This is a genomic window from Flavobacterium sp. (assembly GCF_046073885.1).
Classification (GTDB): domain Bacteria; phylum Bacteroidota; class Bacteroidia; order Flavobacteriales; family Flavobacteriaceae; genus Flavobacterium.
Genome location: NZ_JBJTND010000068.1, coordinates 11,734 through 38,204, shown reverse-complemented (window position 1 = coordinate 38,204; position 26,471 = coordinate 11,734). Strand labels below are relative to the sequence as shown.

At 32.7% G+C, this 26,471-nt stretch carries 28 protein-coding genes; 13 read left to right on the top strand and 15 right to left on the bottom strand.

The features are described from left to right. Positions 1–176 precede the first annotated feature (176 nt). The 4 genes from ACKOWY_RS09270 to ACKOWY_RS09255 all read right to left on the bottom strand — a co-directional run bounded on the left by ACKOWY_RS09270 (position 177) and on the right by ACKOWY_RS09255 (position 3,428). Positions 177–1,502 carry a trigger factor gene (locus ACKOWY_RS09270; RefSeq protein ID WP_408941159.1) on the bottom strand — a complete coding sequence of 442 codons (1,326 nt, stop codon included), beginning with the start codon at positions 1,500–1,502 and terminating at the stop codon, positions 177–179. 82 nt (positions 1,503–1,584) lie between these two features. Beyond that, positions 1,585–1,932, bottom strand: a complete 348-nt coding sequence (locus ACKOWY_RS09265) for a phage holin family protein (protein WP_408941158.1) — start codon at positions 1,930–1,932, stop codon at positions 1,585–1,587. Positions 1,933–1,948: 16 nt separating this feature from the next. After that, entirely contained in the window at positions 1,949–2,710 is a 762-nt protein-coding gene (locus ACKOWY_RS09260) for an alpha/beta fold hydrolase (RefSeq protein WP_408941157.1), read from the bottom strand. A gap of 4 nt (positions 2,711–2,714) precedes the next feature. Continuing rightward, positions 2,715–3,428 (bottom strand): pyridoxine 5'-phosphate synthase, encoded by a 714-nt coding sequence (locus tag ACKOWY_RS09255; protein ID WP_408941156.1) that lies wholly within the window; start codon positions 3,426–3,428, stop codon positions 2,715–2,717. A gap of 111 nt (positions 3,429–3,539) precedes the next feature. Here ACKOWY_RS09255 and ACKOWY_RS09250 point away from each other — a divergent pair, with 111 nt between their 5' ends. The 11 genes from ACKOWY_RS09250 to ACKOWY_RS09200 all read left to right on the top strand — a co-directional run bounded on the left by ACKOWY_RS09250 (position 3,540) and on the right by ACKOWY_RS09200 (position 14,025). Next, entirely contained in the window at positions 3,540–4,199 is a 660-nt protein-coding gene (locus ACKOWY_RS09250) for a CBS domain-containing protein (protein ID WP_408941155.1), read from the top strand. 22 nt (positions 4,200–4,221) lie between these two features. Next, positions 4,222–5,106 carry an NAD kinase gene (locus ACKOWY_RS09245; protein WP_408941154.1) on the top strand — a complete coding sequence of 295 codons (885 nt, stop codon included), beginning with the start codon at positions 4,222–4,224 and terminating at the stop codon, positions 5,104–5,106. Positions 5,107–5,271: 165 nt separating this feature from the next. Further along, positions 5,272–5,952: a DUF6089 family protein gene (locus ACKOWY_RS09240; protein WP_408941153.1), complete on the top strand. Its 681-nt coding sequence runs from the start codon at positions 5,272–5,274 to the stop codon at positions 5,950–5,952. 3 nt (positions 5,953–5,955) lie between these two features. After that, complete coding sequence (locus ACKOWY_RS09235; RefSeq protein WP_408941152.1) at positions 5,956–6,702, top strand: isoprenyl transferase; 747 nt, start codon at positions 5,956–5,958, stop codon at positions 6,700–6,702. Then, complete coding sequence (bamA, locus tag ACKOWY_RS09230; RefSeq protein ID WP_408941151.1) at positions 6,629–9,391, top strand: outer membrane protein assembly factor BamA; 2,763 nt, start codon at positions 6,629–6,631, stop codon at positions 9,389–9,391. Before ACKOWY_RS09235 ends, bamA begins: the two co-directional genes overlap by 74 nt. Before the next feature lie 33 nt (positions 9,392–9,424). After that, complete coding sequence (locus ACKOWY_RS09225) at positions 9,425–10,438, top strand: OmpH family outer membrane protein (RefSeq protein ID WP_408941150.1); 1,014 nt, start codon at positions 9,425–9,427, stop codon at positions 10,436–10,438. Between the two features lie 26 nt (positions 10,439–10,464). Continuing rightward, positions 10,465–10,962, top strand: a complete 498-nt coding sequence (locus ACKOWY_RS09220; RefSeq protein ID WP_408941206.1) for an OmpH family outer membrane protein — start codon at positions 10,465–10,467, stop codon at positions 10,960–10,962. A 66-nt stretch (positions 10,963–11,028) separates the two neighbouring features. Continuing rightward, positions 11,029–11,808, top strand: coding sequence for a glutamate racemase (gene murI, locus ACKOWY_RS09215; RefSeq protein ID WP_408941149.1), 780 nt, complete (start codon positions 11,029–11,031; stop codon positions 11,806–11,808). Positions 11,809–11,875: 67 nt separating this feature from the next. Next, positions 11,876–12,739, top strand: coding sequence for a pseudouridine synthase (locus ACKOWY_RS09210; protein WP_408941148.1), 864 nt, complete (start codon positions 11,876–11,878; stop codon positions 12,737–12,739). 26 nt (positions 12,740–12,765) lie between these two features. Beyond that, a complete protein-coding gene (locus ACKOWY_RS09205) occupies positions 12,766–13,128 on the top strand; it encodes a nuclear transport factor 2 family protein (RefSeq protein ID WP_408941147.1) in 363 nt (120 codons plus the stop codon). 72 nt (positions 13,129–13,200) lie between these two features. Beyond that, positions 13,201–14,025 (top strand): mechanosensitive ion channel family protein, encoded by an 825-nt coding sequence (locus ACKOWY_RS09200; RefSeq protein WP_408941146.1) that lies wholly within the window; start codon positions 13,201–13,203, stop codon positions 14,023–14,025. Between the two features lies 1 nt (position 14,026). On the opposite strand, the gene tsaB is transcribed toward ACKOWY_RS09200, so the two are convergent. From tsaB to ACKOWY_RS09185, 3 genes are read right to left on the bottom strand one after another with little or no spacing between them, the layout of a single operon-like run. Continuing rightward, on the bottom strand, positions 14,027–14,686 hold the full coding sequence (gene tsaB / locus ACKOWY_RS09195; RefSeq protein WP_408941145.1) for a tRNA (adenosine(37)-N6)-threonylcarbamoyltransferase complex dimerization subunit type 1 TsaB: 660 nt from the start codon (positions 14,684–14,686) through the stop codon (positions 14,027–14,029). Positions 14,687–14,702: 16 nt separating this feature from the next. Next, the gene (locus tag ACKOWY_RS09190) at positions 14,703–15,998 is read right to left on the bottom strand and encodes an efflux RND transporter periplasmic adaptor subunit (protein WP_408941144.1); all 1,296 of its coding nucleotides are present in this window, start codon (positions 15,996–15,998) and stop codon (positions 14,703–14,705) included. A 6-nt stretch (positions 15,999–16,004) separates the two neighbouring features. After that, positions 16,005–17,378: a TolC family protein gene (locus ACKOWY_RS09185; RefSeq protein WP_408941143.1), complete on the bottom strand. Its 1,374-nt coding sequence runs from the start codon at positions 17,376–17,378 to the stop codon at positions 16,005–16,007. 134 nt (positions 17,379–17,512) lie between these two features. On the opposite strand from ACKOWY_RS09185, the gene ACKOWY_RS09180 reads away from it, so the two are divergent. Next, a complete protein-coding gene (locus tag ACKOWY_RS09180; RefSeq protein ID WP_408941142.1) occupies positions 17,513–18,904 on the top strand; it encodes a DUF4403 family protein in 1,392 nt (463 codons plus the stop codon). A gap of 4 nt (positions 18,905–18,908) precedes the next feature. Here ACKOWY_RS09180 and ACKOWY_RS09175 read toward each other — a convergent pair whose 3' ends face one another. The 8 genes from ACKOWY_RS09175 to cyoE all read right to left on the bottom strand — a co-directional run bounded on the left by ACKOWY_RS09175 (position 18,909) and on the right by cyoE (position 24,068). After that, positions 18,909–19,181 (bottom strand): hypothetical protein, encoded by a 273-nt coding sequence (locus ACKOWY_RS09175; protein ID WP_408941141.1) that lies wholly within the window; start codon positions 19,179–19,181, stop codon positions 18,909–18,911. Beyond that, entirely contained in the window at positions 19,171–19,713 is a 543-nt protein-coding gene (locus ACKOWY_RS09170; protein WP_408941140.1) for a DUF420 domain-containing protein, read from the bottom strand. Before ACKOWY_RS09170 ends, ACKOWY_RS09175 begins: the two co-directional genes overlap by 11 nt. A 1-nt stretch (position 19,714) precedes the next feature. Then, entirely contained in the window at positions 19,715–20,395 is a 681-nt protein-coding gene (locus tag ACKOWY_RS09165) for an SCO family protein (RefSeq protein ID WP_408941139.1), read from the bottom strand. Continuing rightward, positions 20,385–21,056 (bottom strand): hypothetical protein, encoded by a 672-nt coding sequence (locus ACKOWY_RS09160; RefSeq protein WP_408941138.1) that lies wholly within the window; start codon positions 21,054–21,056, stop codon positions 20,385–20,387. The genes ACKOWY_RS09165 and ACKOWY_RS09160 overlap by 11 nt, the downstream gene beginning before the upstream one ends. 75 nt (positions 21,057–21,131) lie before the next feature. Next, positions 21,132–21,482: a cytochrome C oxidase subunit IV family protein gene (locus tag ACKOWY_RS09155; RefSeq protein ID WP_408941137.1), complete on the bottom strand. Its 351-nt coding sequence runs from the start codon at positions 21,480–21,482 to the stop codon at positions 21,132–21,134. Between the two features lie 20 nt (positions 21,483–21,502). Further along, a complete protein-coding gene (locus tag ACKOWY_RS09150; protein ID WP_408941136.1) occupies positions 21,503–22,537 on the bottom strand; it encodes a cytochrome c oxidase subunit 3 in 1,035 nt (344 codons plus the stop codon). Positions 22,538–22,581: 44 nt separating this feature from the next. Then, on the bottom strand, positions 22,582–23,160 hold the full coding sequence (locus ACKOWY_RS09145) for a heme-copper oxidase subunit III (RefSeq protein WP_408941135.1): 579 nt from the start codon (positions 23,158–23,160) through the stop codon (positions 22,582–22,584). A gap of 5 nt (positions 23,161–23,165) precedes the next feature. Then, entirely contained in the window at positions 23,166–24,068 is a 903-nt protein-coding gene (cyoE, locus tag ACKOWY_RS09140) for a heme o synthase (RefSeq protein WP_408941134.1), read from the bottom strand. Positions 24,069–24,466: 398 nt separating this feature from the next. Here cyoE and ACKOWY_RS09135 point away from each other — a divergent pair, with 398 nt between their 5' ends. Next, positions 24,467–26,467 (top strand): hypothetical protein, encoded by a 2,001-nt coding sequence (locus ACKOWY_RS09135; protein ID WP_408941133.1) that lies wholly within the window; start codon positions 24,467–24,469, stop codon positions 26,465–26,467. Positions 26,468–26,471 lie beyond the last annotated feature (4 nt).

Here is a 26,471-nt window from a genome sequence, read left to right as displayed (position 1 = left end):
AAACTGTCGCTCAGAAATTTAGTTTTTTATTTTATTTATACCCCTAGCCCAGATAGCAGTGAAAATCCTTTTTTAGTTTTTCTAAAAAAGATTGCAACGAATAGCTGGAATAGCTTCTAAAAAAAAGCGTCAAAATCTAACTGACTTTGACGCTCAAATATAATGATTTTTACAAATTATTCATTGTACATCGCTGCAACAAATTGCTCGTAAGTCACTTTTTTAGTTTTTGGGTTGGCTTTTTCTTTGAAAAGTTGCAACATTTTTTCGGCTACTACTTGCTCAGAAAGTTTTTTAACCTCCTCTTGATTAGAAAGTACGCGGGCAACAATTCCTTCTACTTCCTCATCGGTTGGGTTCATTTGACCGTATTGCGCCATTTGCTGACGAATTGCATTTGCAGTGAAAGTTTTTAAATCTTCAAAAGTAATTTGGATATCACTTTGAGCCAATGCTTTTCCTTCGATTAATTGGAAACGCAATCCTTTTTCAGAACGATTGTACTCAATTTCTGCTTCTTCAGCAGATAATTTTTTTTCACCTACCGTTTGCAACCATCTTACAAGGAATTCTTTCGGCAAGTCGAATTTGGTGTTTTCAATTAAGAAATCTTGAACGTCTGCCATTAATTTTTGCTCTGATTGCACTGCAAAATGTTTCTCGGCATCTTCCTTGATTTTTGCTTTCACTTCTTCCACTGAAGTTACAACTCCAGGTCCGAAAAGTTTATCAAATAATTCTTGGTTTAATTCTGCTGGTTCGTGTGCCACTACTTCATCAATTGTAAAAGTAACTTCAATATCTAAATCGTGAACCACATCATGCGATACATTTAAATAATCCATTAGTTTGTGTGCATCATGAAACAAACCTTTGGTTTTCATTGTGATTACATCACCTACTTTTTTACCAATAAACGACTTTGCTAATTTTGCATCAGCTAATTCTTCAAGATCAATTGTTGTTCGGTTGTTAATTCCTTCTGCTTCGTTTACAAAAACTCCAGACACATCATTTCCTTTAGCAACGACTGTTTGAGAGATTATTTTTCCGTATTGTTTTTGAATTCTTGCAACTTGCGCATCTAGCATTGCGTCATCTGCAACAATTTCATATTTAATGATGTTGTTTTTTGCATCTAAATTGATTTCAAAATCTGGAGCAATTCCGATTTCGTATTCAAAAGTCAAATCTTCATCTTTCCAATTAAAGTTTTCATTCACTTTAGGAAGCGGAGAACCAAGAAGGTTTATTTTTTCAGATTGTAAGAAACGCTCTAAAGCCAAAGTAACTACTTTATTCACCTCTTCTATTTTAATGGCATCGCCATAATGTCTTTCTACAATAGCTCTTGGAACGGCCCCTTTACGGAAACCTTTTACAGTTGCCAACGGCATTTTTTCGTTTATTCTTTTTGTTACTTGCCCTTTGTAATCCATGTGTGGAACGGTAAGTACAATTACTTCATTTACTGCGTCAATAGCAACTCTTTTAATATCCATCTTGATAATTATTTACTTAATAAAATTGGGTTGCAAAATTATAACATTTTTGCAACCCAACCAAGTTTTATTCTGCTGATTTTTATTTGTTTTCGGCGGCCAATTTATAAACGACCGACTGAGATATCGAAAGCAACATGCTAAAGATAAGTGCTCCAAAAAAACCTTCAATTCGAAAGCCATCTACCAGTTTTGCACACAAGGCTATCATACCAGCGTTAATTACCAACATAAATAGCCCCAATGAAAAAACAGTAATTGGAAAAGTAAACAATACAAATATTGGTTTTACAAATACATTTAATAAACCCAAAACAATTGCTACGATAATTGCGGATTTTACTCCAGCAACGTGCGCAATACTTGGGAAAAAATAGGATATTACTAATACTAATATTGAGGTAACTAAAATTCTGAAGAGTAAATTCATTGGACTTTGATTTATATTATTTTAAAAATTTAGCCGTTTCCTCAAAAAACAATTTTGGATTTTCGGCATGCAGCCAATGGCCAACATTTGGAATGGTTGCTAATTCAAAATTAGGAAAATGTTTTTTTATTTCGGGTAAATCGGAATCTAAAATATATTTCGAGTTTCCGCCGCGAATAAATAATGTTGGATTTTCAAAATGAGCTTCCTCAGGCAAAGACGTTCCTATCACTTCAATTTTGGCATTGAATACAGGGAGATTAAATCGGTAAGCCAATTGACCTGGTTCTATCCAATACAGGCTTTTCATCAAAAATTGACGCGTGCCAAAATCGGGAATATAAGGATAGAGCATTTCTTCCACTTGAGCTCTATCTGGTTTTGAAGAAAAATCTACTGCATTCAATCCGGCCAATATATCTTGGTGGTGGGGTGCGTAATATTTCGGACCAATATCGGCCACAATTAATTTATCTATTAATTCTGGATAGGTTGTTGCTAATAACATTGCGACCTTCCCACCCATTGAATGTCCTATAATTGAAACCTTTTTAAATTGGTGTGCTTGGCAATATTCTAGAACATCTTGCACCATGATATCATAAGAAAATTCATCTGAATGAAAACTTTTTCCGTGATTTCTCAAATCTAAAATATGTACTTGAAATCCTTCGGCAGCATATAGTGTTCCGAAAGATTTCCAATTATCAGACATGCCTAAAAATCCGTGGATAATTAATAAGGGTTTTCCTTGGCCTTCAATCCTAGAATGTAACATTTTGTTATTTTAATTTTTGCAAATACATGTTCACTACATTATCCAATCCGAGGTAGAGTGCTTCCGAAATTAGTGCATGACCAATTGAAACTTCCAATAAACCTGGAATATTTTCTTTAAAAAATTGAATGTTATCCAAACTTAAATCGTGACCCGCATTAATTCCTAAACCCAATTCATTTGCTAAAACAGCCGCTTTAACATATGGATCTATCCCATTTTTATTTCCCAAACTATATTGGTGCGCAAATTCTTCGGTATACAATTCAATTCGGTCAGTTCCTGTTGCTTTAGCACCTTCTACCATTTCTAAAACTGGATCAACAAAGATAGAAGTTCGAATGCCGTTGCGTTGAAACTCAGCAATAACTTCCGTCAAATAAGCTTGATTTTTTATTGTGTCCCATCCCGCAGAGGAGGTTATGGCTCCAATAGCATCGGGCACTAAAGTCACTTGCGTGGGTTTGCACTCTAAAACCAAATCGATAAAATTGTGCTGCGGATTTCCTTCAATGTTGTACTCGGTGTACACAATTGATTTTAAATCACGCGCATCTTGATAACGAATATGACGCTCATCGGGACGGGGATGAATGGTTATTCCGTGCGCTCCAAATTTTTGAATGTCTTTTGCTACCTGAAGTAAATCGGGCACATTACCACCTCGAGCATTTCGCAAAGTGGCAATTTTATTGATGTTTACACTTAATTTTGTCATTGATTTTATTCTAATTTCATTTTAGAAATTATGGATACAAAAATACAAAGTTAAAATAAGGTTTTATGTTCAAAAATTTGATTATTTTGCAACAAATATTGATTACCCATTATGACCGAAATTACCGAATATATTTCTAACGATTATAAAGCACTTGATAGCGAAGAAACCATTGCAGAGGTGCAATCGTTTTTTGACGAAGTGCCTTTTTCACATTTTTCGGTGTTAAAAGAAGGAACCTATTTAGGTTGTATTGCTTCCGATGATGTTGAAACGTTTGATTTTGATAAAAAAGTAAGCGATTACAAATACACCCTAGAAGGTTTTTTTGCTCGAATCAACATGAATTGGTTGGATGTTTTAGAGATTTTTGCAAAAAATGATTGTAATATGGTTCCGGTATTGGGAGAAGACAATTCCTATTTGGGTTATTATGAATTGGAAGATGTTGTGAAATTTTTGTATGAAACTCCGTTTTTAAAAGACCAAGGCGGAATTATTGTGGTAGAAAAAAATGCAGTTGATTATTCCATTGGGCAAATAACACAAATTGTGGAGAGTAATAATGGAAAATTATTGGGCTTATTTATTTCGGATGCTTCCGCAGAAAAAGTGCAAGTCACCATTAAAATTGCTTTAGGTCCTATGAATGATATCATTCAAACTTTTAGAAGATATAATTATGAAATTGTTTCCGAACACCATGAAGACAATTACATGAATAGTTTGAAAGAGCGATCTGAATATTTAGATAAATACTTAAATATTTAATTAAGTAGCAAAAATTTAGAAAATGAAAGTAGCCATTTTTGGTCAGTATTATCAAAATGATACCCGTCCTATTATTAAAGACATTTTTGTTTTTTTTAATGCGAACAATATCCAATTGGTTATTGAAGAAAATTTTTTAACTATTTTATACGAACAAAAAATTGTTCAAAAAGAGTACAAAACATTTAATAGCCATGAATGCATCGATAATAGCTTTGACATCATGGTTAGTATTGGTGGTGACGGAACTATCTTGAGAGCAGCAACTTACGTTAGAGATTCTGGAGTGCCAATTATTGGAATTAACGCAGGAAGATTAGGTTTTTTGGCAAAAGTTCAAAAAGGGAATATCGAGACTTTTCTTCAATTAGTTATCGAAAAAAAATACACCATTTCTAAAAGAACTTTATTGAGTTTGGAGTGTCATCCAGAAAACAAACAAATTTCGGAATTGAATTTTGCTATGAATGAAATTTCGGTAAGCAGAAAAGACACCACTTCGATGATTACCATTGACACCGCATTAAATGACGAGCATTTAAATTCATATTGGGCGGATGGCTTAATTGTTTCAACACCAACCGGATCAACCGGATATTCCTTGAGCTGTGGCGGACCTGTTTTAACGCCCGATGTAAAAGTTTTAGTAATTACTCCAATCGCCCCTCACAACCTTAATGCGAGGCCCTTAGTGATTTCTGATGATACTAAAATCACCTTGCAAGTATCTGGTAGAGAAGACCAATATTTGGTTTCATTGGATTCTAGAATTGCAACTTTAGATAAAAATTCGATACTTACGATACAGAAAACCCCTTTTCAAATTAACATGGTAGAAATACCTAATGAAACCTTCCTAAAAACCTTACGAAACAAACTACTTTGGGGGGAAGATAAGCGAAATTAAAGCATTACTTTATACTACAAACTACTATTTTTCGTTTGATATCTATTCGTTTGCAAAAGAAATGCAAAGAAAACTCTAATGTTGTAAAATATAATTTGATTTAATGCCAATTAGATACCGTATTAGTTGCTTTAATTATTATATTTGCACGCTATTTTTCGATTAATGAAAAAAATTGTTTTTTATATTTTTATTTTAGGAATATCAAAATTAGACGCTCAGATTCATGAAGTTGGAGTTTTTTTGGGAGGTAGCAATTATATTGGAGATGTAGGCCGAACCGATTTTGTTTCACCAAATCAACCCGCATATGGCGTTATGTATCGATGGAACAAAAGTCCGAGACATTCCTGGAGAATATCTTTCATACAATCAAAAATCACAGGAAATGATTTAGATTCAAATGTACCGGGCAGATATAAAAGAGGATATAATTTTGAAAATAATATTTCAGAAATATCGGCGGGATTAGAGTTTAATTTTTTTGATTTTAACTTACATGAATTTGGATTTAAATTAACTCCATATGTGTATTCGGGATTAAGTTATACAAATTATGAAGAGCTTTACTTTGCAAATGGAGAGGCAAGAAAAGATACTGACAGCCATGCTTTTGCATTGCCGATGATAATTGGAATTAAAACAAATATTACTCCTAATTTAATTCTAGGAATTGAAGCAGGAAGTCGGTATTCGTTTACAGATAATTTAGACGGAAGTAATCCGAAAAATAATAATATAGCTTCCCTTAAATTTGGGAATCTTAATAGTACAGATTGGTATGTGTTTAGTGGATTTACCCTAACCTATACTTTTGGCATTAAACCATGCTATTGCGCTGATTAATTTATGAGTTTATTAGAATCTATACATACCGAAAACTTACCCAAACATGTTGCCATCATTATGGATGGCAATGGCCGTTGGGCTAAACAAAAAGGGTTGTTGCGAACACTAGGCCATGAAAACGGTACAAAATCTGTTAAAACTACTGTAGAAACCTGTGCTAAACTGGGAATTGAAAACCTAACCTTATATGCTTTTTCTACAGAAAATTGGAACCGCCCAAAACTTGAAGTAGACACTCTAATGAAACTACTGGTTCGTTCCTTAAAAAACGAATTAAAAACATTACAAGACAATAACATTCGATTGAATTCTATTGGAAATTTATCCAAAATGCCTGCACCAATTAGAAAAGAACTCCAAGAAGTTATTGATAAAACAAAAAACAACACCCGAATGACATTAACCTTGGCTTTGAGCTATGGTTCACGCGAAGAATTAATAAATGTTGTTAAAAACATTAGTAATAAAGTTAAAAATAATATAATTTCGATAGACACTATTGATGAATCAATTATTAATCAGCATCTTTACACACACAATTTACCAGATGTAGATTTATTAATCAGAACTAGTGGTGAACACCGAATAAGTAATTTTTTATTATGGCAAATCGCCTATTCTGAATTATTTTTTACGGAGGTTTTATGGCCCGATTTTACAGAAGAAAATTTATATGAAGCAATTATTAGCTATCAAAAAAGAGAACGAAGATTTGGAAAGACAAGCGAACAAATTAAACAAAACTAAAGTGCTTAAAAAATACACCTACCTCTACTTAACACTTTTATTTTCAGCAATTAGTTTTTCCTCTTTTGCTCAAAATACCATCCCTTTTGATCAAGGTAAAAAATACATATTAGCTAACGTAAACGTTATTGGAAAAATAAGTTACAACCAACAAACTGTAGTAACTTTTGCTGGATTAGAAAAAGGACAAAATATTACCGTTCCTGGAGAAGAAGTAAGTAATGCTATTAAAAAACTAGGGAAGCTTGGACTTTTTAGCGCCATTGATTTTTACATCAATGAGGTGAAAGGAGATAGTATTTATTTAGATTTAGAAATTACAGAATTACCGAAACTTAAAGAGGTAAAAATTGTTGGTGTTAAGAAAAATAAAGTTGAGGAATTAATCAAAGAAAATGCTTTAACAAAAGGCAAAATTGTAAATGAAAATTTACTTACTACCACTAAGAATTATTTAGAAAATAAATACAAAAAAGACGGTTATTTCAATACAAAAGTAAACATAAGAACCATTGCAGACACTACGGCAAATGGGGTTAATATGGTTATCAACATTGACAAAGGTGATAAAATAAAAATACGTCATATTGCCTTTGAAGGAAATGAAAAATTTTCTGATAAAAAATTGCGTAAAGCATTAAAAAACACCAAGCAAATTAATCCAATTCGCATATTTAAAGCTTCAAAATTCATCAAAAAGAAATACGAAGAAGATTTAGAAAAGTTAGTAGACGCATACAAGGAAAAAGGATACAGAGATGCAAGAGTTGTAACGGATTCTGTTTGGTTAGATAAGAAAAAAAATAAGCTTGGAATTAATATTAAAGTTGAAGAAGGACACAAGTATTACTTTGGAAATATTAAATTCTTAGGAAATTCTGTATATTCTGATCAATCGCTGTTTAGTGTTCTAGGAATAAAAAAGGGAGATACCTACAACGGCGTACTACTTGAAAAAAGAATCGCAGATAAAAGCAAACCTGACGGAGAAGATCTTACCAATTTATATCAAAACAATGGTTATTTGTTTTCAAACATCAATCCAGTAGAGGTAAAAACGGTGAATGATTCGATTGATTTTGAGATTCGTGTTACCGAAGGTCCTATTGCTTATTTTAATAAAATATCGGTAGTAGGAAATGACAAAACAAATGATAAAGTAATTTATCGAGAATTAAGAACTAGACCAGGTCAAAAATACAGCAAAGAAGATCTAGTTAGAACTATTCGAGAAATAGGTCAGTTGGGATTCTTTGATCCTGAAGCGATTGATCCAAAATTTAAAAACGTAGATCCTACAGCAGGAACTGTAGATATTGAATACCATTTGGTTGAAAAAGGGTCCAGTCAAATAGAGCTTCAAGGTGGATACGGCGGTGGTGGTTTCATTGGAACTTTAGGTCTTTCGTTTAATAATTTCTCTATGAGAAACATCTTCAAAAAAGAAGCGTATCACCCACTACCAATGGGAGATGGTCAAAAAGTATCTTTACGATTACAAGCAAGCACCTTTTTTAGAACCTATAGTTTATCTTTTTCGGAACCATGGTTTGGCGGTAAAAAACCAGTGAGTTTCTCTGCCTCTATCTCACAAAGTAAACAATATCTTTATACAGGATCTTATAACAGTATTGATAAAAGTAAAAGTTTTAACATTACTTCCTTATCTGTAGGTATTGCAAAAAGGTTGACTGTTCCCGATGATTACTTTGTTTTATCAACGGCTTTAAGTTTCCAACATTATGATTTAAGCAATTATAATACGGGATTATTTACCTTTGGAAATGGATCTTCAAAAAACTTTGCATTTAATATTGGTTTAACCAGAAATAGTAAAGGTGTAAATCCAATTTTCCCAACTAAGGGTTCTGAATTTAGTATTTCTACAAAATTCACCCTACCCTATTCTTCATTTAATAATATAGACTACGCAAACCTTCAAAACCTAGCGGAGTACAAAAAAACATATGAATCTTCTTCAATTACAGATCAAAACTTTGGAGCTGATGGAGTATATATTAATCAAGGGGATTATATTAAAACTGCAACAGTAGTAAACCCACAAGGGCAAACTGTAACTGGAATAGTTAGAACAGACAATTACCAAGAGGCCGATGTAGACCGTGGTAAAGTAGATCAAAAAAGATTTGATTGGTTGGAATATTATAAAATAAAAGCAAAATTTGATTGGTATAGTAAATTAATAGGTAGTGATCAAAATGCATTAGTATTAAGATCATTAGCAGAATTTGGATATTTAGGAGCCTATAATTCAGCTAGAGGAGTTGTACCTTTTGAGCGTTATTTTGTAGGGGGTGATGGATTAGCAAATTATGCTCTAGATGGTAGAGAAGTTGTACAACTTAGAGGTTATCCAAATCAATCTTTATCTTCTGTTTCTGGAGGAACCATATACAATAAGTTCTCTTTAGAATTAAGATATCCACTTACCTTGAAAGCTGCTGCTTCAATTTATGGATTAACTTTTATTGAAGGTGGAGCTGCCTTTAACAATTTTCAAGAATATAATCCGTTTGTTTTACAAAGATCGGCAGGTTTTGGTATAAGAATATTTATGCCAGCATTTGGATTACTAGGAATTGACTTTGCTCACGGATTTGATCCAATTCCGGGAACAAGTGAAAAGAGTGGTTGGCAAACACATTTTATTATTGGCCAACAATTTTAGTATATTTGCCTAACCTATCATAAAATATTTATTATGAAAAAATATATTTTATTAGTTTTAATGGTTTCTTTGTTTTACTCAAGTAAATCAAATGCACAACTTCGTGGTATTAAAATTGGTTACATTGACATGGAATATATCTTGGAGAAAACTTCAAGTTATGCTGAAGCAAAAAACCAATTGGAGCAAAAAGCAGAGAAATGGAAACAAGAGATTGAAGTTAAAAAAAGTGATATTGCAAAATTAAAAGAAGCTTTAAAAACAGAGAAAGTTCTTTTAACTAAAGAATTAATCGAAGAGAGAGAGGCCGAAATTGCATTTCAAGAAAATGAACTTGCAGAATACCAACAAAAAAAGTTTGGCCCAAATGGAGAATTAATTGTGCAAAAAGCGCTATTGATAAAACCAATTCAAGATCAAGTCTTTAATGCGGTTCAAGATCTAGCTGAATCAAGAAAATACGATTACATTTTTGATAAATCATCCGATTTAACTATGCTTTTTGCAGCAAAAAAACACGATCTTAGTGAGCGTGTAATTCAAGTTTTATCTCGTTCTGAAAAAAGAGAACAATTGTCTAAAAAACAACAAAAAATTGAAGAAGAAAAGCAAAGAAAAGAAGAAATGCTGGAGGATAATCCAGAATTATCAGAAAAACAAAGACTTGCCGAAGAAAGAAAAGCCGCTCGTTTAAAAATGATTGAAGATAAAAAAATAGCAGCGGAAGAGAAAAGAGCAGCTGCAGAGGCGAAAAGAAAACAACAACTTGAGGAGAAAGAAGCTAAGAAAAATGGCACAGTTTCTGATAAGACAAACACAAATACAACTAACGAAAGTACAACAGCTGAAAATACTAATGTAACTGATAAAAAAACTGCTGCAGAAGAGAAAAGAGCAGCTATGGAAGCGGCTAGAAAAAAGACATTAGAAGAGAGACAAAAAGCACTTGAGGAAAGAAAAAAGGCGGCTGAAGAAAAAAGATTAAAAATTATTGCCGACAGAGAGGCAGCAAAAAAAGCAAAAGAAGAAGCAAATAAAAAACCCTAATAAAAACAATAATTAATACAAAAATGATGAAACAAATTAAAACCTTTTTGATTGCTGCAATAGCATTACTTGGAATTCAAACTGTAAACGCACAAGCCAAAACAGCTCATGTAGATGTGAATGAATTAATGACTAAAATGCCAGCTGTATTGGATGCTCAAAATCAATTAAAAAAATTAAGCGATACGTATACTGCAGAATACAAAACTATGGTAGAAGAATACCAAGGAAAATTGAAAAAATATGATGCAGAGGCTAGTACTGTAACTGATGCTGTTAACCAAACACGTCAACAAGAAGTTCAAGATATGGCTAAAAGAATTAGCGATTATCAAGAAACTGCTCAAAAAGACTTACAAAAGAAAGAGTCTGACTTAATGAAACCTATTACTGATAAAGTTAAAGCTTCAATTCAAAAAGTTGGAAAAGCAAAAGGATACCAATATGTAATTAACGCTGCGGATCTTTTATTAGCTGACGGTCCAGACTTAACTGCTGACATTAAAAAAGATTTAGGATTTTAATTCTATCCTTTATAAAAAACCAAAACTGCTCGATTTAATTGAGCAGTTTTTTTTTACATTTGTTTTATGATAAATAAAAATCCAATTGGACTTTTTGATTCTGGAATTGGTGGGACTTCCATATGGAAGGAAATTCACCAATTACTTCCCTATGAAGATACGATTTACCTAGCAGATAGTAAAAATGCGCCTTACGGACAAAAATCAAAAGAAGAAATTATCGCACTTAGTTGCAAGAATACCGAATTTCTTTTGAATCAAAATTGCAAATTAATTGTTGTTGCTTGCAATACCGCTACTACCAATGCCATAAAAGAATTACGTGCAAAGTATAAAGTTCCCTTTATTGGTATTGAACCGGCTATTAAACCCGCTGCATTACATTCGAAAACACAAAAAATTGGAATTCTAGCTACCAAAGGAACTTTAAATAGTGAATTGTTTTACAAAAATGTAGAACAATACCAAGACATTCAAATAATAGAGCAAATTGGGCATGGGTTGGTTGAATTAATTGAAGCTGGCAAAATAGATTCTGAAGAAATGCATCAATTATTGTTTGAATTTCTTACTCCAATGGTTCAATCTGACATAGACTACCTTGTTTTAGGTTGCAGCCATTATCCCTATTTAATTCCGCAAATAAAAAAAATATTACCTGAAAAAATTACCATAATTGACTCTGGGGAAGCGGTAGCGAGACAAACCAAAAAAATACTTGAAGAAATTGTGGGCACTAATGAAAAATTGCATACAAGTAAAAACCTATTTTACACCAATACCAATCCGGAAGTAATTACTGCTATATTAGAAAACAAATATCCAATTATAGCTCAAGATTTCTAAAAATTGCTGAAAGACATTATTGCCAAAGTTCCGGTCAAAAAGAGTATCTTTGCAAAAATAATTCAGCATGAATAATTCCAATAAAAAACGACCAAGCACAAGTAAACCAAATTCTGATAGAAAAAAATCAGTTTCTGGGTCTAAACCCGCTTTACCTAAAAGAGCACAAAATAGAAAACCAGTCGTTAAAAAAGATTCTCCAAATATTCCGAAACCAATAAAATCGGATGAAATAAGATTGAATAAATACATTGCTAATTCTGGGGCTTGCTCAAGAAGAGATGCTGACATTTATATTCAATCGGGGAATGTAAAAGTAAATGGAGTTACCGTTACAGAAATGGGTTATAAAATAAAACCGGGTGATGTGGTAAACTTTGACGGGGCTGTTTTAACACCAGAAAAAAAAGAATACATTTTATTAAACAAACCTAAAAACTTCACCACATCTGTAGAAGAAGTAGAACATAGAAATGTTTCCGAGTTGATTAAAGGAGCAAGTATTGCTTCATTATCTCCGGTAGGAAGAATGGATAAAAATACGACTGGATTGTTATTGTTTACTAATGATACCGATATCATCAGAAAATTTAGTTTACCAAATCAAAAGTCAACCAAAATCTACCAAGTTAGTTTAGATAAAAATTTAAAATTTGAAGATTTAGAAAAAATAAAAACCGGAGTTACCCTTGACGGCCATCGCTTGTATGTAGACGAAATAAGCTACATAGAAAACGAACCGAAAAATGAAATTGGCATTAAACTTCGTACTCCAAATGTTAAGGTAGTTCGTGCTATTTTTGAAAACTTCAAATACACAGTAATCAAAGTAGACCGTGTTGCATTTGCAGGGCTAACAAAGAAAAATCTACCAAGAGGAAATTGGAGAGCACTTACGGAACAAGAAATAATTAATATCAAAAATATGTAACCACGCTAAAGCGTGGTTTTTTGAATATGGTCATAGAAAAAAACTTATCGATTGCTCATGCTTGGTTTGAAGCATTCAACTCGCATAATTTAGAGAAATTAATCTCATTATATGATGAAGATGCACAGCATTTTAGTCCAAAATTAAAAATTAGACACCCAGAAACTAACGGATTAGTAACTGGCAAAGATGCACTAAGAAACTGGTGGGAAGATGCTTTTGAACGATTGCCTTCCCTGCATTATAAAGTGACCTCATTGACGGCAAATTCGGATAGAGTATTTATGGAATATTTGAGAATAGTAGATCAGGAAGAGAATATGTTGGTTGCAGAAGTATTAGAAATTAAAGAAGGGCTTATTGTTGCTTCACGGGTTTATCACGGATAATACTTGAGCAACAAAAGAGATAAATAATTATCTTTGCACTATAGAAATCACTCCTAATTGTGTCATAGAAATATGGGAAGACTAATTTACATCAACACCGTTAAAAATTATTCGGAAGGGTTTATGAAAGCGCTTTTAGAATATTCGCCTAAATTAATTTCTGCATTTTTAATATTATTTGTCGGCCTATATGCTATTCGGTTTATCAATAGGTTTGCAAAAAAAATAATGGTAAAAAGAAATTTAGACCCTACCTTATCTAAATTTTTAGCCGATATATTAATTTGGGTATTAAGAGTATTACTTTTTGTTACCTTCATTTCTAAATTAGGAATTGAAACTTCCTCATTTGTTGCAATACTTGGTGCCGCAGGATTAGCTGTTGGGCTTTCCTTACAAGGTTCTCTTTCAAATTTTGCTGGGGGAATGCTAATCATATTATTCAAACCTTTTCGAGTAGGAGATACTATTGAAGCGCAAGGTGTGATTGGAACAGTAACCGAAATTCAAATTTTTATTACAAAATTACTTACTGCAAACAACCAAACAATATATATTCCGAATGCCAATTTATCAAACGGAATAATCACAAATTATTCTATTTCTGGGATACGAAGAATAGACTTAGTTTTATCGCTTTCCTACGAAACAGATTTAAAAGCAGCCAAAGAAATTGTAATGGAGGTTATGAAAAATAACAATAAAATACTTACATCGCCAGAGCCTTCTGTAATGGTTAGATACTTATCCGATACAGCAATTCATTTAGCGATTAGACCTTGGACAAAAAATGAAGACTTTGGGATTGTATCTTCAGATATTTTAGAGCAATGCAAAATTGCTTTTGAAGATAAAAAAATAACAATTCAACCTTTTACAAAAGGAATTACTAAATAAGTTATTTAGCAAATAGGAAGTCTTTTAGATAAAAAGGCTCAAAGTAAGCTACATCTTCAAAGTTATTTTCTTCAAATTTTTGATACGAAATAGCACTCATTTCCTTAGCAGATGGATATTGAATAGTATCTAAAAAAACAAAATTTGATTTTGTCAATACCGTTTTTACCTTTTCATTACTGTCACCCACAAAATAAATTGTATCTGATATTGATGCAAAACTATCTTCAGTAATTATTTCAGCTTGAATAGCTCTTATTTTTTGTTTATTTGAATCGAAAATGGCGCTATAAACCTCCATTCTACGTGCATCTATCATAGGAACAATCACACCGTCATTTTGAATAACTTGTTGCGCTAAAGAGGCCAATGTATCTACAGAAATTAAAGGGATTTGCAAAGCATAACTCAAACCTTTAGCAGCAGAAACTCCAATTCGAAGTCCGGTGTAAGAACCTGGCCCCCGACTTACAGCTACTGCACTTAATTGTGATAATGAAATACCTGCTTCTTGAATAACATCTTCAATAAATAAATGCAATTTTTCGGCATGTGAAAAACCCAACTCTGAAATTTCTTTGCATACCAATGTTTCTCCATTTGCAGCTAAAGAAACCGAGCAGTTTTTTGTTGCCGTTTCTATGTTTAGAATGTAATTCATGGTAGATTAAATCAACCTATTTTTTTGATTTATCTTTATCCTTTAATGAAGATAATTTTACTTTATCACCAGAATTTAGGTCTTTTGAAACGGTTACATAGGGTCCAGTAATTACTTCATCGCCTTTTTTCAAACCAGATAGAATTTCAATATTGGTGTCATCTTGAATTCCGGTTTTTACAATTCTGATTTTGGCTTTATCCCCTACTTTCACAAAAACACATTCTAGTTTTTTATCGCTTTTAGATTTTACTTTATCTCCAGAATCAGCAACCTCAATTTTAGGAGTTGCAGCAGTATCTGATTTAATCACTACAGAACTAATTGGAATACCAATTACTTTTTCTTTTCTTTTAGTAATGATATCTACAGTAGCTGTCATTCCTGGTCTAAAAGGAGAATAGGTTTCTGGTTTACCTGCTATTAAATCTTGATACGATTCTTTTAGAATTCTAACTTTTACTTTAAAATTAGTTACCTGATCTGCAGTTGTTGCTGTACTAGCCGAATTAGAAATACTAGTTACAACACCTTTAAATTCTTTTTTCAAATAGGCATCAACTTGGATTTTTGTTTCATCACCAATATTAATTTTTACGATATCATTTTCATTTACATCTACCTCTACTTCCATGTTATTTAAGTTGGCAACGCGAAGTAATTCGGTTCCTGCCATTTGTTGCGTTCCAAGAATTCGTTCTCCTAATTCAACACTTAATTTAGAAATTGTTCCATCGTTAGGCGAATATATAGTAGTTCTTCCTAAGTTATCTTTGGCCTCTTTAACCGATGCAGAAGCACTTTGCACATTAAAATAAGCCGTTTGTTTATTGGCTTTAGCTACTTCAAAGGAAGCCGTTGCTTTATCCCAATCCGATTTAGAAATGATACCTTTTTCATAAAGAGTTTTGTTTCTTTGGTAGCTTGCTTCCGCCTCTTTAAATGAAGCATCAGCTTGGTTTAATCCAGATTTTGTACCAGAATAATTAGAAACCGAGCGATTCAATCCAGAGGTATATAAGTCGGGATTAATTTTAACTAATAAATCTCCTTTTTTAACCACTTGCCCTTCTTTAATTGGTAAATCAATAATTTCACCAGAAACTTGAGAAGATATTTTCACTTCAATTTCTGGTTGGATTTTTCCTGTTGCAGACACTGTTTCTACAATCGTTATTTCATTTGCTTTAGCGGTATCAACTTCAATTGAATTGTCGTTTTTCCCAATAACCCCGGCTTTAGACAACGCAATTAATACAATGATTAAAGCTACAATAACTCCAATAATGATGTAAATTTTCTTTTTTGACATGATATATTATTTTTCTGTGATAGGTATTCCGAAATAAAATTCTACAATTTTAACTTTAAAAATATAATCGTATTTAGTTCTCAAAACTTCCGATTGCGCATTGGTAAACAAGGTTTGAGATTGAGAAAAGTCAAAACTATTCATCATCCCAACTGCGTATTTTTCTTTGGCATAATTAAAAGCTTCTTTTCTTGCTTCAAATGCGGCTACAGCAGCATCATAAGCATTAAGTGCCGATTTAGCATTGGTAATTGCGGTATACACATTTCTTTCTAAATCAAGAACCGCTTGCTTTTCGTTGATTTTAGAACGATCTAAAGCAATTTTAAAACGGTCTAGATTGTTCTTAGCTGAGAATCCATTTAATATTGGAATGTTTAACTGCACCCCAAAGTTATGACCTTTATTATTACTGAATTGATCAAAAAATGGAAGCGGCCCTGAAAGAATTGGAGATCCATTGGTAGTAAACCCAACAACTCTATCGGCATAGCTTACCCTTGAACTAAAACTATAAAACCCCATTAAACTTGGCTGAAAAGCCCCTTTTGCAATTTTAACGTCTTTTTCGGCAACCTCAAGATTCGCTCTTGCAATTTTTAGTTCTACTCTATTCTGTTTTGCTTTCTCAACAATGTTTTCTGGAGATTCTAACATGGTAGCGCTCGAAGTAGCTTGGTAATCTACATCGGCAATTTCAAAGGTTTTAAAATCTTCAATTTGAAGTAATTGCGCCAAACTCAAATTAGAAAGAAACAAATTATTTTCGGCAGCAATAACTTTTTGTTTATCTAAAGCAACAGTTGCTTTAACATCCAGTAAATCGCCTCTTGCAACAACTCCAGCAGCAACTAACTCTTCACTTTTCTTTTGTTGCTTTTCATCATAGGCTAATTGCTCTTTTTGTACTTTTAAATTTTCTTTATTGAACAAAATTTGTAAGAAAGCATTGGCAACATTTAATGAAATATCATCTTTCATTTTTGAAACTTGGTACTCTGCTGCAATAATTGAAAGATTGGCTTTTCGCAATCGGTTTTGATTTTGTAAACCATTATAAATGGTAACATTCGAATTCAATCCAGCAGAAGTAAACTGAGTTGTCTGATTTTCTAATAAACCAGTAGTGATATTTTGGTTCAAACCAATATTCCAAGAATGGGACGCATTGGCATTAAAGCTTGGCAAAAAACTTCCTATGGCTGCTTTTTTACCTATAGTAGTAGTTTCAAGATCTAATTCGGATTGTTTAATGGAAATATTATTTTTTATGGCATAATCTACACATTCCTGTAAAGTCCATTTTTTATTTTGTGCAAATGCAGAAAATCCCACAAAACACAATCCCATTAAAATCAATTTTATGGCTACTTTTTTCATACTTCTATTTTCAATAGTGAAAACCTTATGCAAATTTAATTCTTTATTATGAATCCCACTTACTATTTGATCTTCTATCTGACGATTAATTAGTATTTTTGTTACATTATAAAAATAAAAATTGCCCTACAGTAATGAAAAATAGTATTGCTTCCTTTCAAATTTTTACTTTAACCTTATTCTTTATTGGATGTTCTACTAGCAGTAAAATTTCTGCCTTAAAACCAGAACCTTCCACAAATACTAAAATAGCCTACAACAATACTACTTCATTAATAAACATGCCACTTGAAATTTCTCTGAATGAAATTCAAAATCAATTAAATAAATCACTTAATGGATTAGTTTATGAAGATGCAGTATTGGAAGATGATAAAGTAGAAATGAAAATTTGGAAAACAGCACCCATAGAACTTATGGACAAAGAGGGGAAAATTGAAACTGTTTTGCCATTAAAAGTTTGGGCTAAATTTAAGTATGGGACCGATTTTATGGGACTCAACGACACCAGAGAAATTGAACTTAATGGAACTATAACATTACTAAGTGATGTGAAATTATCGAATTGGAAATTAAGCACCGATTCTAAAATTGAAGATTATAATTGGAGTGAAAGTCCATCAATATTAGTTGCTGGGAAAAAAGTGCCGATTACCTACATCATCAATCCTACACTATCAATTTTCAAATCTAAAATGGCTAAAAAAATTGATGATGCCATCGAATCCTCTTGTGATTTCAAACCTTATGTGTTAAATGTATTAAAAACACTTAGTGTGCCTTTTGAAACCAGCCCTGAATATGAAACTTGGTTTAAATTAAATCCAATTGAGGTAGATGTAACCGATGCATTAGTTTCAAAAAGTAAAATTACAATGGATTTGGGACTAAAATGCACTATGCAAACGATGATTGGTCAAAAGCCAAATACTGCTTTTAATAAAGAGTCTATTTTGTTTAAATCGGCTGATAAAATAGCTGATCAAACTACAGCAACTGTTGCAGCAGTTTCAACTTATGAAAGTGCTTCGCGAATTATAACCAAGAACTTTCAAGGAAAAGAATTTGCTTCAGGCAAAAGAAAAATTGTGATTCAGAAAGTTGATTTATGGTCTAAAGATGGGCGCATGATTATTGCACTTGATATGACGGGAAATCTTAATGGAACAATATATTTAAGCGGAATTCCGAACTACAATACTATTACCAAGGAAATTTATTTTGATCAAATGGATTATATTTTAAACACAAAAGGGTTGCTTACAAAAACTGCCAATTGGCTTTTGCAAGGGATTATTTTGAAGAAAATTCAAGAAAACTGCCGTTATTCAATTAAAGAAAATCTTGAGGAAGGAAGAAAGAGTTTGATGCCCTTCTTAAAAAATTACTCTCCAATGAAAGGAGTATTTGTAAACGGAACGTTGAATGATTTTGAATTTGAAAAAGTAGAACTTACTAATAATGCAATTATAGCATTCATTACAACTTCTGGCAAAATGAATATCAAAATTGACGGAATGGAATAAGTAATTAGGATTGCTTTTTCTTGGTATACATTCTATAAACTACCACTCCTACTACCGCAACTAAAACATAGGGAATCACCATAAGGTAAACTATTCCATCGTTTATTGCTTCAGCTTTGGCCGTGCTTCCCTCACTTTCCAATGAGGCACGACACATGGCGCATTGTGCTTGGGTAGTGAGAGTAGAAAATATAAAGAATAGAATATAAAGAATACCTTTTGAGAATAAAGTATTACTTCCAACTTCCAACTTCCAACAACTAATTTTAATTTGCATAATAAGGTGCAATCATAAGATATACAATAACCCCAGTAACTGCAATATAAAGCCAAAGTGGAAATGTAATTTTTGCTAATTTTTTATGATTCTCAAATTGACCTGCTAAAGCTTTAACATAGGTAAATAATACTAACGGAATTACGGCAACCGACAATACAACGTGGGTAATTAAGAAGAAGTAATATACATAACGAATCATGCCTTCACCACCATATTTTGTTGATTCAGTTGTCATGTGATAAGCCACATACATCAGCAAAAACACCACCGAACACAGAATTGCCAATTTCATTAATCTTTCATGAATTGCACGGTTTCCATTTTTTATAGCGATAACGGCAGAAACTAAAAGAACTGCTGTGATTCCGTTAATAGCAGCATAAATAGGAGGCAAGAAAGTAAGTGGTTCAACATTGATTCCGAAATCTTTCAATCGGATACTAAAAAGTAACACCACCGCAACCGGAATAATAATTGATACTAATACAATTGGTGTTTTGAATTTTTTTTCAACGCTAGAATTTTCCATTTTATTCGTTTAATAATAAATTAATATCTTCTTTTATGGCATCTACTCCGGTTTGCTCTAAACCATCATAATATAAAATAGGATTGCCTTGTTTGTCTTTTCTGCAACGGATCATTCCGTTTTTATCAATAAGAGCAAAAAGTCCGGAATGTTCGAAATTTCCAATTGCTTTATTGTTTTCTCCAACATAAAGATTAAATCCTTTGTTGGCTAAATTAAAAATATAATCTTTATTTCCGGTAAGAAAATGCCAATTTTCTGAAGTAATACCGAGTTTTTTTGCGTGCTCTTTCAAAACTTCTGGCGTATCATTATCGGGATTTATTGTAATGGATGCAATAGCAAAGTTTTTTTCTTTAGAAAAAGCTTTTTCAACCTCCGTCATATTCTTATTCATTATTGGGCAAATAGATGGGCAGGTTGAAAAGAAAAATTCTAAAACATATACTTTACCCGAATAATCTTTATTTGAAATTTTGATTTTGTTTTGATCAGTAAGTTCAAACTTTGGAGCAGGACCAACTTTATATAAGCCTTCTTCTTTAACTATTTCATTAGAAAGACTCATACGGTCATTTTGTACTACTGACCCATTTTTAATTCTATCTACTATTCGAGGAATAAAAATGATTCCGAAGAGCAATATAATTAAGGAAATTCCGATGTAAGATTTATTTTTCATTTGGAATTAATTCTTTTGTTGCGTTGTGATTTTTCTTTAAAGCCAATCGGTATTCTGCAAGGATGATTTTAACATCATCGGTCATTTCGTTATAGAGTTCCGATACAAATTTAGTATTATACCCTTCTTTATACTCTGGTTTACCTTTTTTATCGTGTCCTTTTCTGCCTCGAAGGTTTCTTTTTTTATCAATAATAAAAACATTAGGAGTGCCCAATTTAGAATCTAATTTACCGACAAGTTTTAGAGAATTATAGAAATTTGTAATTTCTTCTGGGCTTCCAAAAACAAAATTCCAACCCGCTTGAGTTCCTAAGGTGGTCACATCTTTTTGTAATTCTCTAACTTGTTCTTGAGTGCCATTTGGCAAAATCATTACCATTTGAAAATCTTTAAAATCTTTATTTCGATCAAAAATTTTCTCATATAAATTAAAAAAATTCCCTTTGTATTTATTTACATCTTGACCAATAAAACCAAGAATTGTTATTTTACCAGTTAATGCAATTGGTTTATTATCCAAGGTTGTCCAGGAGCTAATTTCTGGAACATTCTTAGTGATGGTTGGAAGTTTTGCAAAACTATTAATACCTGATGCGAAAAAAAGGTAGGCAACAATAGGAAGTATAAATAAAATAAACAGCACTAAATTCTTTTTCATCTTTCTTGGAGTTTTGATATACAAAAATAAAAAAAAGGTACGCAATGCGTACCTTTTTATTGAATTAATATCATGTTAAAAGTTCCATTTGATGGTAGCGTCTCTGAACACTCCAAATACATAATGCCCTTCTGTTAACAAAATAAATGTTAAATATAAAATTAAGAAAATTACAGTCCAAACCACGGCTCTTCTAAGCGTTGATTTTTCGCCTTCCATATGCATGAAAGCCCAAACGATGTAATAAGCTTTAAAAATTGTTAGGATAATGAATATCCAATTCAATAAGTTCATGCCTAAAAAATTAGTCATGTGTAAAGATGCTGGTTTTTGAATACCAAGAAGTACCTCTACTGTAGTTACTACAGATAGAATTCCAAAAACTATCCAAATTCTTTTTGTATTAGAAACGTGTTCGTGTGACATAATATATAATTTCTAAAATATTAAACTAAGTAGAAGAATGTAAATACGAAAACCCAAACTAAATCGACAAAGTGCCAGTAAAGTCCAACTTTTTCAACCATTTCATAAGTTCTTCTTTTCTCATATGTTCCTAAAAGAACATTTATGAAAATAATGATATTAATGATTACTCCTGAGAATACGTGGAATCCGTGGAAACCAGTGATGAAGAAGAAGAAATCAGCAAATAATTTACTTCCGTATTCGTTTCTTTGAAGGTTTGCTCCTTCTATAACTATTTTACCTTCAGCTAATCTTCTTTCAGATTCTGCTCTAGATAAAATAATTTTATGTTTTGCAGAATTTAATGCAGGATTTTCATTTACTCCTTTTGTAGTAGCTAATGTTTCTGGTGAATTGATAGTTTCAATTCTAACTAATAAATCAGGGTGTGATTTAAAACCAGCTTGCACTTGCTCTAATGAATAAGTAGGTAATGAACTTTCTTCCATAAACCATCTTCCTCTGCTACGAGTAAGTTGCTCTCTTTCTTTAGGAATGCTAGTATCTGCAAATTCTTCTAAAGCAACTCTTTTTCCAGTCGCATCCACAAATTGCAATAAACTTCCACCTTTAGACTCAACAGCACCATATTCCCCTTTGATAAAGTTTTTCCATTCCCAAGCTTGAGAACCAACGAAGATTAAACCTCCAATGATAGTCAAGAACATGTAAAATGCTACTTTACTTTGTTTCATTTGGTGTCCAGCATCTACAGCCAAAACCATAGTTACAGAAGAACCAATTAAAATAAAAGTCATCAAAGCCACATAATACATTGGCATAGAAACACCATGTGCAAACGGAAAGTGAGTAAACACCTCATCAGCTAATGGCCAAGTTTCGATAAATTTAAATCTTGAAAAACCGTAAGCAGCTAAAAAACCAGAAAAGGTTAATGCATCTGAAACGATGAAAAACCACATCATTAATTTTCCGTAACTTGCTCCTAATGGCTCATTTCCGCCATCCCAAGTTTTTCCTACAGTAGTTGTAGCAGTACCTTTCGATCCCATAAAAAAAGTTGTTGTTAAAAAGTCCCCAAATTTACATTTTTTTCTTATTTAAAGAAATATAAAAACAAAAATAAATAAATCCACAAGAAATCAAGAAAGTGCCAATACATTGCACCAAGCTCAATACCAAGAAATTGTGAGGAATTGTACTTTTGTTTAAAATGATTATAAATTATAATTAATAGTGAAATTATCCCTCCAGACAAGTGTGCAAGGTGTGCATAAACTAAAACATACAAGAAGGATATTGTAATAGAACCAGTACCTCCAACTGGGTATAAATGATTTTCAAATAATTGGGTGAAACCCTCAAACTGAAAAAAAACAAAGGTTAATCCCAATGCTAAAGTTGCCCATAACAAATAGGTTGTTACCTTCCTGTTGTCTTTTTTAATAGCACTTTTAGCAAAATGCATTGTAAAACTACATAAAATAATTACTACCAAACTTACAAAAAACGAACTCGGCAATTGAAAGTCTTTTAACCAATCTGGTCTTGATTTACTTACCACTAAGGCGCTTGTTAATCCAGCGAACATCATGGTCATGCTTATCATAGCAAAAATCAGCAAAAGCTTGTATGATCTTGCCGTGCGTTGTTTATGTTCTTCACTTGTCATCATAACTATTATCTTAAAAATTTATCTAATATGTATATTATTTGTAATAAAGTTAGGTAAGAAACACTAACTAACATTAAAGTTCTTGCCGCTTTAGGAGTTCGTGATTGGTATAATTTTACAGCATACAACAACATCCACAACCCAACAAGAAATACTAAAATTACTGAAGGTAAACTAATGTATAATTTTCCAGTATATCCTAAATACGGTAATAATGAAGTTAGTATCAACCACAGGGTGTACAAAATAATCTGAATTGCGGTTTTGGTGTCTTTTTTACCTGTTGGCAACATAAAAAACCCTGCTTTTTCATAGTCTTCAAATAAAAACCATCCGATAGCCCAAAAATGTGGGAACTGCCAAAAAAACTGAATTAAGAATAAAGTTCCTGCTTCAATTCCGAATCGATTTGTTGCAGCAACCCAACCCAACATAAAAGGGATTGCGCCTGGAAAGGCTCCAACAAATACAGAAAGTGGGGTAACTGTCTTTAATGGAGTATAAACGCTGGTGTATAAAAATATTGATATCGCTCCGAACATTGCAGTTTTCGGATTGATTAAGTACAGTAATATCAATCCAATAATTGTTAGCAAGCTTGCCACAAATAGCGCTACATTTGGAGACATTCTGCCAGCAGGAATGGGTCTGTTTTTTGTGCGATCCATTAAAGCATCTAAATCTTTTTCAATCACCTGATTGTATGCATTAGAAGCTCCTACCATGCAATAACCTCCTACAATCAACATTGATAAAGTCAACCAACTAAAAGGATGCGCTTCATCAAAACCCAACAAATATCCTGCAATAGAAGAGAAAACAACGCTAATTGCTAACCCTGCTTTGGTAATTTGTTTAAAATCGTGGCAGATTTTTGTGATTGAAAAATGAGATTGTATCGTTTCCAAAAATTGTTTTCTATTAAAACTGTTGCAAAAGTAGTTCATCAAAAAGGATTTGACAAAAAACATTTCACAAATAATGTCCTAAAATTATAATTATTGAAAAGGAGCAATTAAATCATCATATAATAGGCAATAAATGATTGGAAAAATCAATAATTACAGCCTCGATAATTAAAATTAATATTTGCTACTAATAAAATCAATTTTACGAGTTATTGGCACATTTTAAGGTGCTAACGAACTGAATATTAATCTAATTTTGCATTCCATATACTGTCCTCTAAATTTATTTTTTTCTAATTCCTACTTTGATCTATCATTAAATTAGGCTTGTAAAACAAGACTATTATTTTGATAATTCAATCATGTCAAAAAACTAAATAACATTTAAACGGAAAAAAATGAAAACATTAAAAATTACTTTACTTGCGTTTTGCATAAATTTTATGTCCTTTTCGCAAGTAGGTATTGGAACAACAACCCCGCAAGCAAGTTCAATTTTAGATTTAACAGCTACAAATAAAGCTTTATTACTAACAAGGGTTGCAAATACGGGAGCAATTAGCACCCCTATTAATGGCATGTTGATTTATGATATTAGTTCTAATTGTGTAAAAATATATCAAAATTCTGCTTGGAGTGATTGCATAGGAACTCCAGCAACTCCTGCCGTTGCTAATGATTGTGCAATAAATGGCTTTGAAGGAACTTATACCTCAGGATTTGCTATGGCTGCTGCAAATAAATTTACTGTTACTATAACCAACAATTCCTTTTCAACTGCAAATATTAGTTTTGCAACTACCGATTTAGTTTTGAGTGGGGTTTCAGGATTATCTGTTTCCGCAGTTTCACCTGCTTCAGCTTCACTAATTGCCGGACAATCTCAATTAGTTACCTATACATTAGCAGGAACTCCAACCTCTGTTGGAACATTAACTGGTACTTGGACAAAATTGTCATTAAATTGTGTAAAAACCAAATCTGTATCTGGAATTAGTGCGCTATTGACCTCGAATTATTGTACAAATGCAACAATCAATGGATCTTATGTTAGCGGAATTGCATTAAGTGCAAGTAACACTTTTTCGGTTACTCTAACAAATAATTCCAGTTCAGCAATTACAGGAATGCCTGCCCCTACACTAACTAATTTAGCTAGCACTTATTCTGGATCAGGCGCAATTACGGTTGCATCGGTTACTCCGAGCGCAACTTACAACCTAGCAATTGGCGCATCGCAAACAATAACCTACACATTAAGTGGTACTCCAAGTTCTTCTGGAACTTTAATCCTAAATTGGTCCTATGGTGATTTAGTTTGTCAAAAAGTAAAAAATATTGGCTTAGGAGATGCTACATTTACTAATGTAAAAAACAATACTTATGTATTTTCTGCCAATGACCCATCTGTTCCAATAAATAGTCAAGGCACATTGGCAATTGGAACAACTGTTTTAGCGCCTTACACCTCTGGTTTGGGCTCGTATCTTGCTTATACTAGTTCATTTACAGCAATACCTGCAGCCTATTGCGAAGACGGAGCATCCGATTGGACCTTTGGATATAGCTATGCTGCTGGAACATTTTCAACAACAGGAAATCTAACTATTACATTGATTACAAAAAAAGGGGGCATGATTACTGCATGGCCTGCTAAACGAGTAGCGACTATTTCTACAATAAATTTCAATTGTATTTCTTTAGCTTTAAATATTAATGGAAATTCGATAAGTAATACTGTTGGGATTGATGAGGGAGGAGACGTAATTAGAGGTGCGATTGCTCTTGGCGGAGGCGCAAGTGCAGCTGCTTATGACGCTGCTGCAGTTAATGATGTTGTTAAAGTTACTGCGGCAGAATTTAATCAATTACAAAATATTGTTACCGGAATGACTAACTTTGGTAGAGTGGCTGCAGATGACAACCTCCCTTCTCCTGGGACAACTTCTTACGTTAATAATATGATTGCAAATACAATTCCCATTGGAGCCTACCCATTTGCATTTACAACATTACTAGACACAAATACCTCTGGAGTCACTTTAATTTATCAAGCTGGAGATTCCGCTATTGGATCCTATTGGAGTTCAGGATCCTGTTATTTATTTACCCCTAGTGCAGTAGGATTATATTATTTTGTAATTAAAAGACCTTCTGTTTCTAAAACTACTTCAACTCAAAAATTAGCTGTTAAAGGTTATTGGAATGGATGGGGCGCTAATGGAGGAGGACATGGCTGTGATGGTTGTGCTTCTAATACATCAAGCATTGGTGGTACAGAAAACTCACAAAACTGCAGCTTAATAAGTGGGGCTTATGGAGGCACAACTACAGGCTCTTTCCCAACTAACGCTTATCTAAATTATAGTATAAAATATACTACACTAAAACAATGGTAAACGA

Bases quoted from the DNA above. Each gene is read 5' to 3' on its own strand.
- ACKOWY_RS09270 (WP_408941159.1), bottom strand. From the start codon at position 1,502: ATGGATATTAAAAGAGTTGCTATTGACGCAGTAAATGAAGTAATTGTA.
- ACKOWY_RS09265 (WP_408941158.1), bottom strand. From the start codon at position 1,932: ATGAATTTACTCTTCAGAATTTTAGTTACCTCAATATTAGTATTAGTA.
- ACKOWY_RS09260 (WP_408941157.1), bottom strand. From the start codon at position 2,710: ATGTTACATTCTAGGATTGAAGGCCAAGGAAAACCCTTATTAATTATC.
- ACKOWY_RS09255 (WP_408941156.1), bottom strand. From the start codon at position 3,428: ATGACAAAATTAAGTGTAAACATCAATAAAATTGCCACTTTGCGAAAT.
- ACKOWY_RS09250 (WP_408941155.1), top strand. From the start codon at position 3,540: ATGACCGAAATTACCGAATATATTTCTAACGATTATAAAGCACTTGAT.
- ACKOWY_RS09245 (WP_408941154.1), top strand. From the start codon at position 4,222: ATGAAAGTAGCCATTTTTGGTCAGTATTATCAAAATGATACCCGTCCT.
- ACKOWY_RS09240 (WP_408941153.1), top strand. From the start codon at position 5,272: ATGAAAAAAATTGTTTTTTATATTTTTATTTTAGGAATATCAAAATTA.
- ACKOWY_RS09235 (WP_408941152.1), top strand. From the start codon at position 5,956: ATGAGTTTATTAGAATCTATACATACCGAAAACTTACCCAAACATGTT.
- bamA (WP_408941151.1), top strand. From the start codon at position 6,629: ATGAAGCAATTATTAGCTATCAAAAAAGAGAACGAAGATTTGGAAAGA.
- ACKOWY_RS09225 (WP_408941150.1), top strand. From the start codon at position 9,425: ATGAAAAAATATATTTTATTAGTTTTAATGGTTTCTTTGTTTTACTCA.
- ACKOWY_RS09220 (WP_408941206.1), top strand. From the start codon at position 10,465: ATGAAACAAATTAAAACCTTTTTGATTGCTGCAATAGCATTACTTGGA.
- murI (WP_408941149.1), top strand. From the start codon at position 11,029: ATGATAAATAAAAATCCAATTGGACTTTTTGATTCTGGAATTGGTGGG.
- ACKOWY_RS09210 (WP_408941148.1), top strand. From the start codon at position 11,876: ATGAATAATTCCAATAAAAAACGACCAAGCACAAGTAAACCAAATTCT.
- ACKOWY_RS09205 (WP_408941147.1), top strand. From the start codon at position 12,766: ATGGTCATAGAAAAAAACTTATCGATTGCTCATGCTTGGTTTGAAGCA.
- ACKOWY_RS09200 (WP_408941146.1), top strand. From the start codon at position 13,201: ATGGGAAGACTAATTTACATCAACACCGTTAAAAATTATTCGGAAGGG.
- tsaB (WP_408941145.1), bottom strand. From the start codon at position 14,686: ATGAATTACATTCTAAACATAGAAACGGCAACAAAAAACTGCTCGGTT.
- ACKOWY_RS09190 (WP_408941144.1), bottom strand. From the start codon at position 15,998: ATGTCAAAAAAGAAAATTTACATCATTATTGGAGTTATTGTAGCTTTA.
- ACKOWY_RS09185 (WP_408941143.1), bottom strand. From the start codon at position 17,378: ATGAAAAAAGTAGCCATAAAATTGATTTTAATGGGATTGTGTTTTGTG.
- ACKOWY_RS09180 (WP_408941142.1), top strand. From the start codon at position 17,513: ATGAAAAATAGTATTGCTTCCTTTCAAATTTTTACTTTAACCTTATTC.
- ACKOWY_RS09175 (WP_408941141.1), bottom strand. From the start codon at position 19,181: ATGCAAATTAAAATTAGTTGTTGGAAGTTGGAAGTTGGAAGTAATACT.
- ACKOWY_RS09170 (WP_408941140.1), bottom strand. From the start codon at position 19,713: ATGGAAAATTCTAGCGTTGAAAAAAAATTCAAAACACCAATTGTATTA.
- ACKOWY_RS09165 (WP_408941139.1), bottom strand. From the start codon at position 20,395: ATGAAAAATAAATCTTACATCGGAATTTCCTTAATTATATTGCTCTTC.
- ACKOWY_RS09160 (WP_408941138.1), bottom strand. From the start codon at position 21,056: ATGAAAAAGAATTTAGTGCTGTTTATTTTATTTATACTTCCTATTGTT.
- ACKOWY_RS09155 (WP_408941137.1), bottom strand. From the start codon at position 21,482: ATGTCACACGAACACGTTTCTAATACAAAAAGAATTTGGATAGTTTTT.
- ACKOWY_RS09150 (WP_408941136.1), bottom strand. From the start codon at position 22,537: ATGGGATCGAAAGGTACTGCTACAACTACTGTAGGAAAAACTTGGGAT.
- ACKOWY_RS09145 (WP_408941135.1), bottom strand. From the start codon at position 23,160: ATGATGACAAGTGAAGAACATAAACAACGCACGGCAAGATCATACAAG.
- ACKOWY_RS09135 (WP_408941133.1), top strand. From the start codon at position 24,467: ATGAAAACATTAAAAATTACTTTACTTGCGTTTTGCATAAATTTTATG.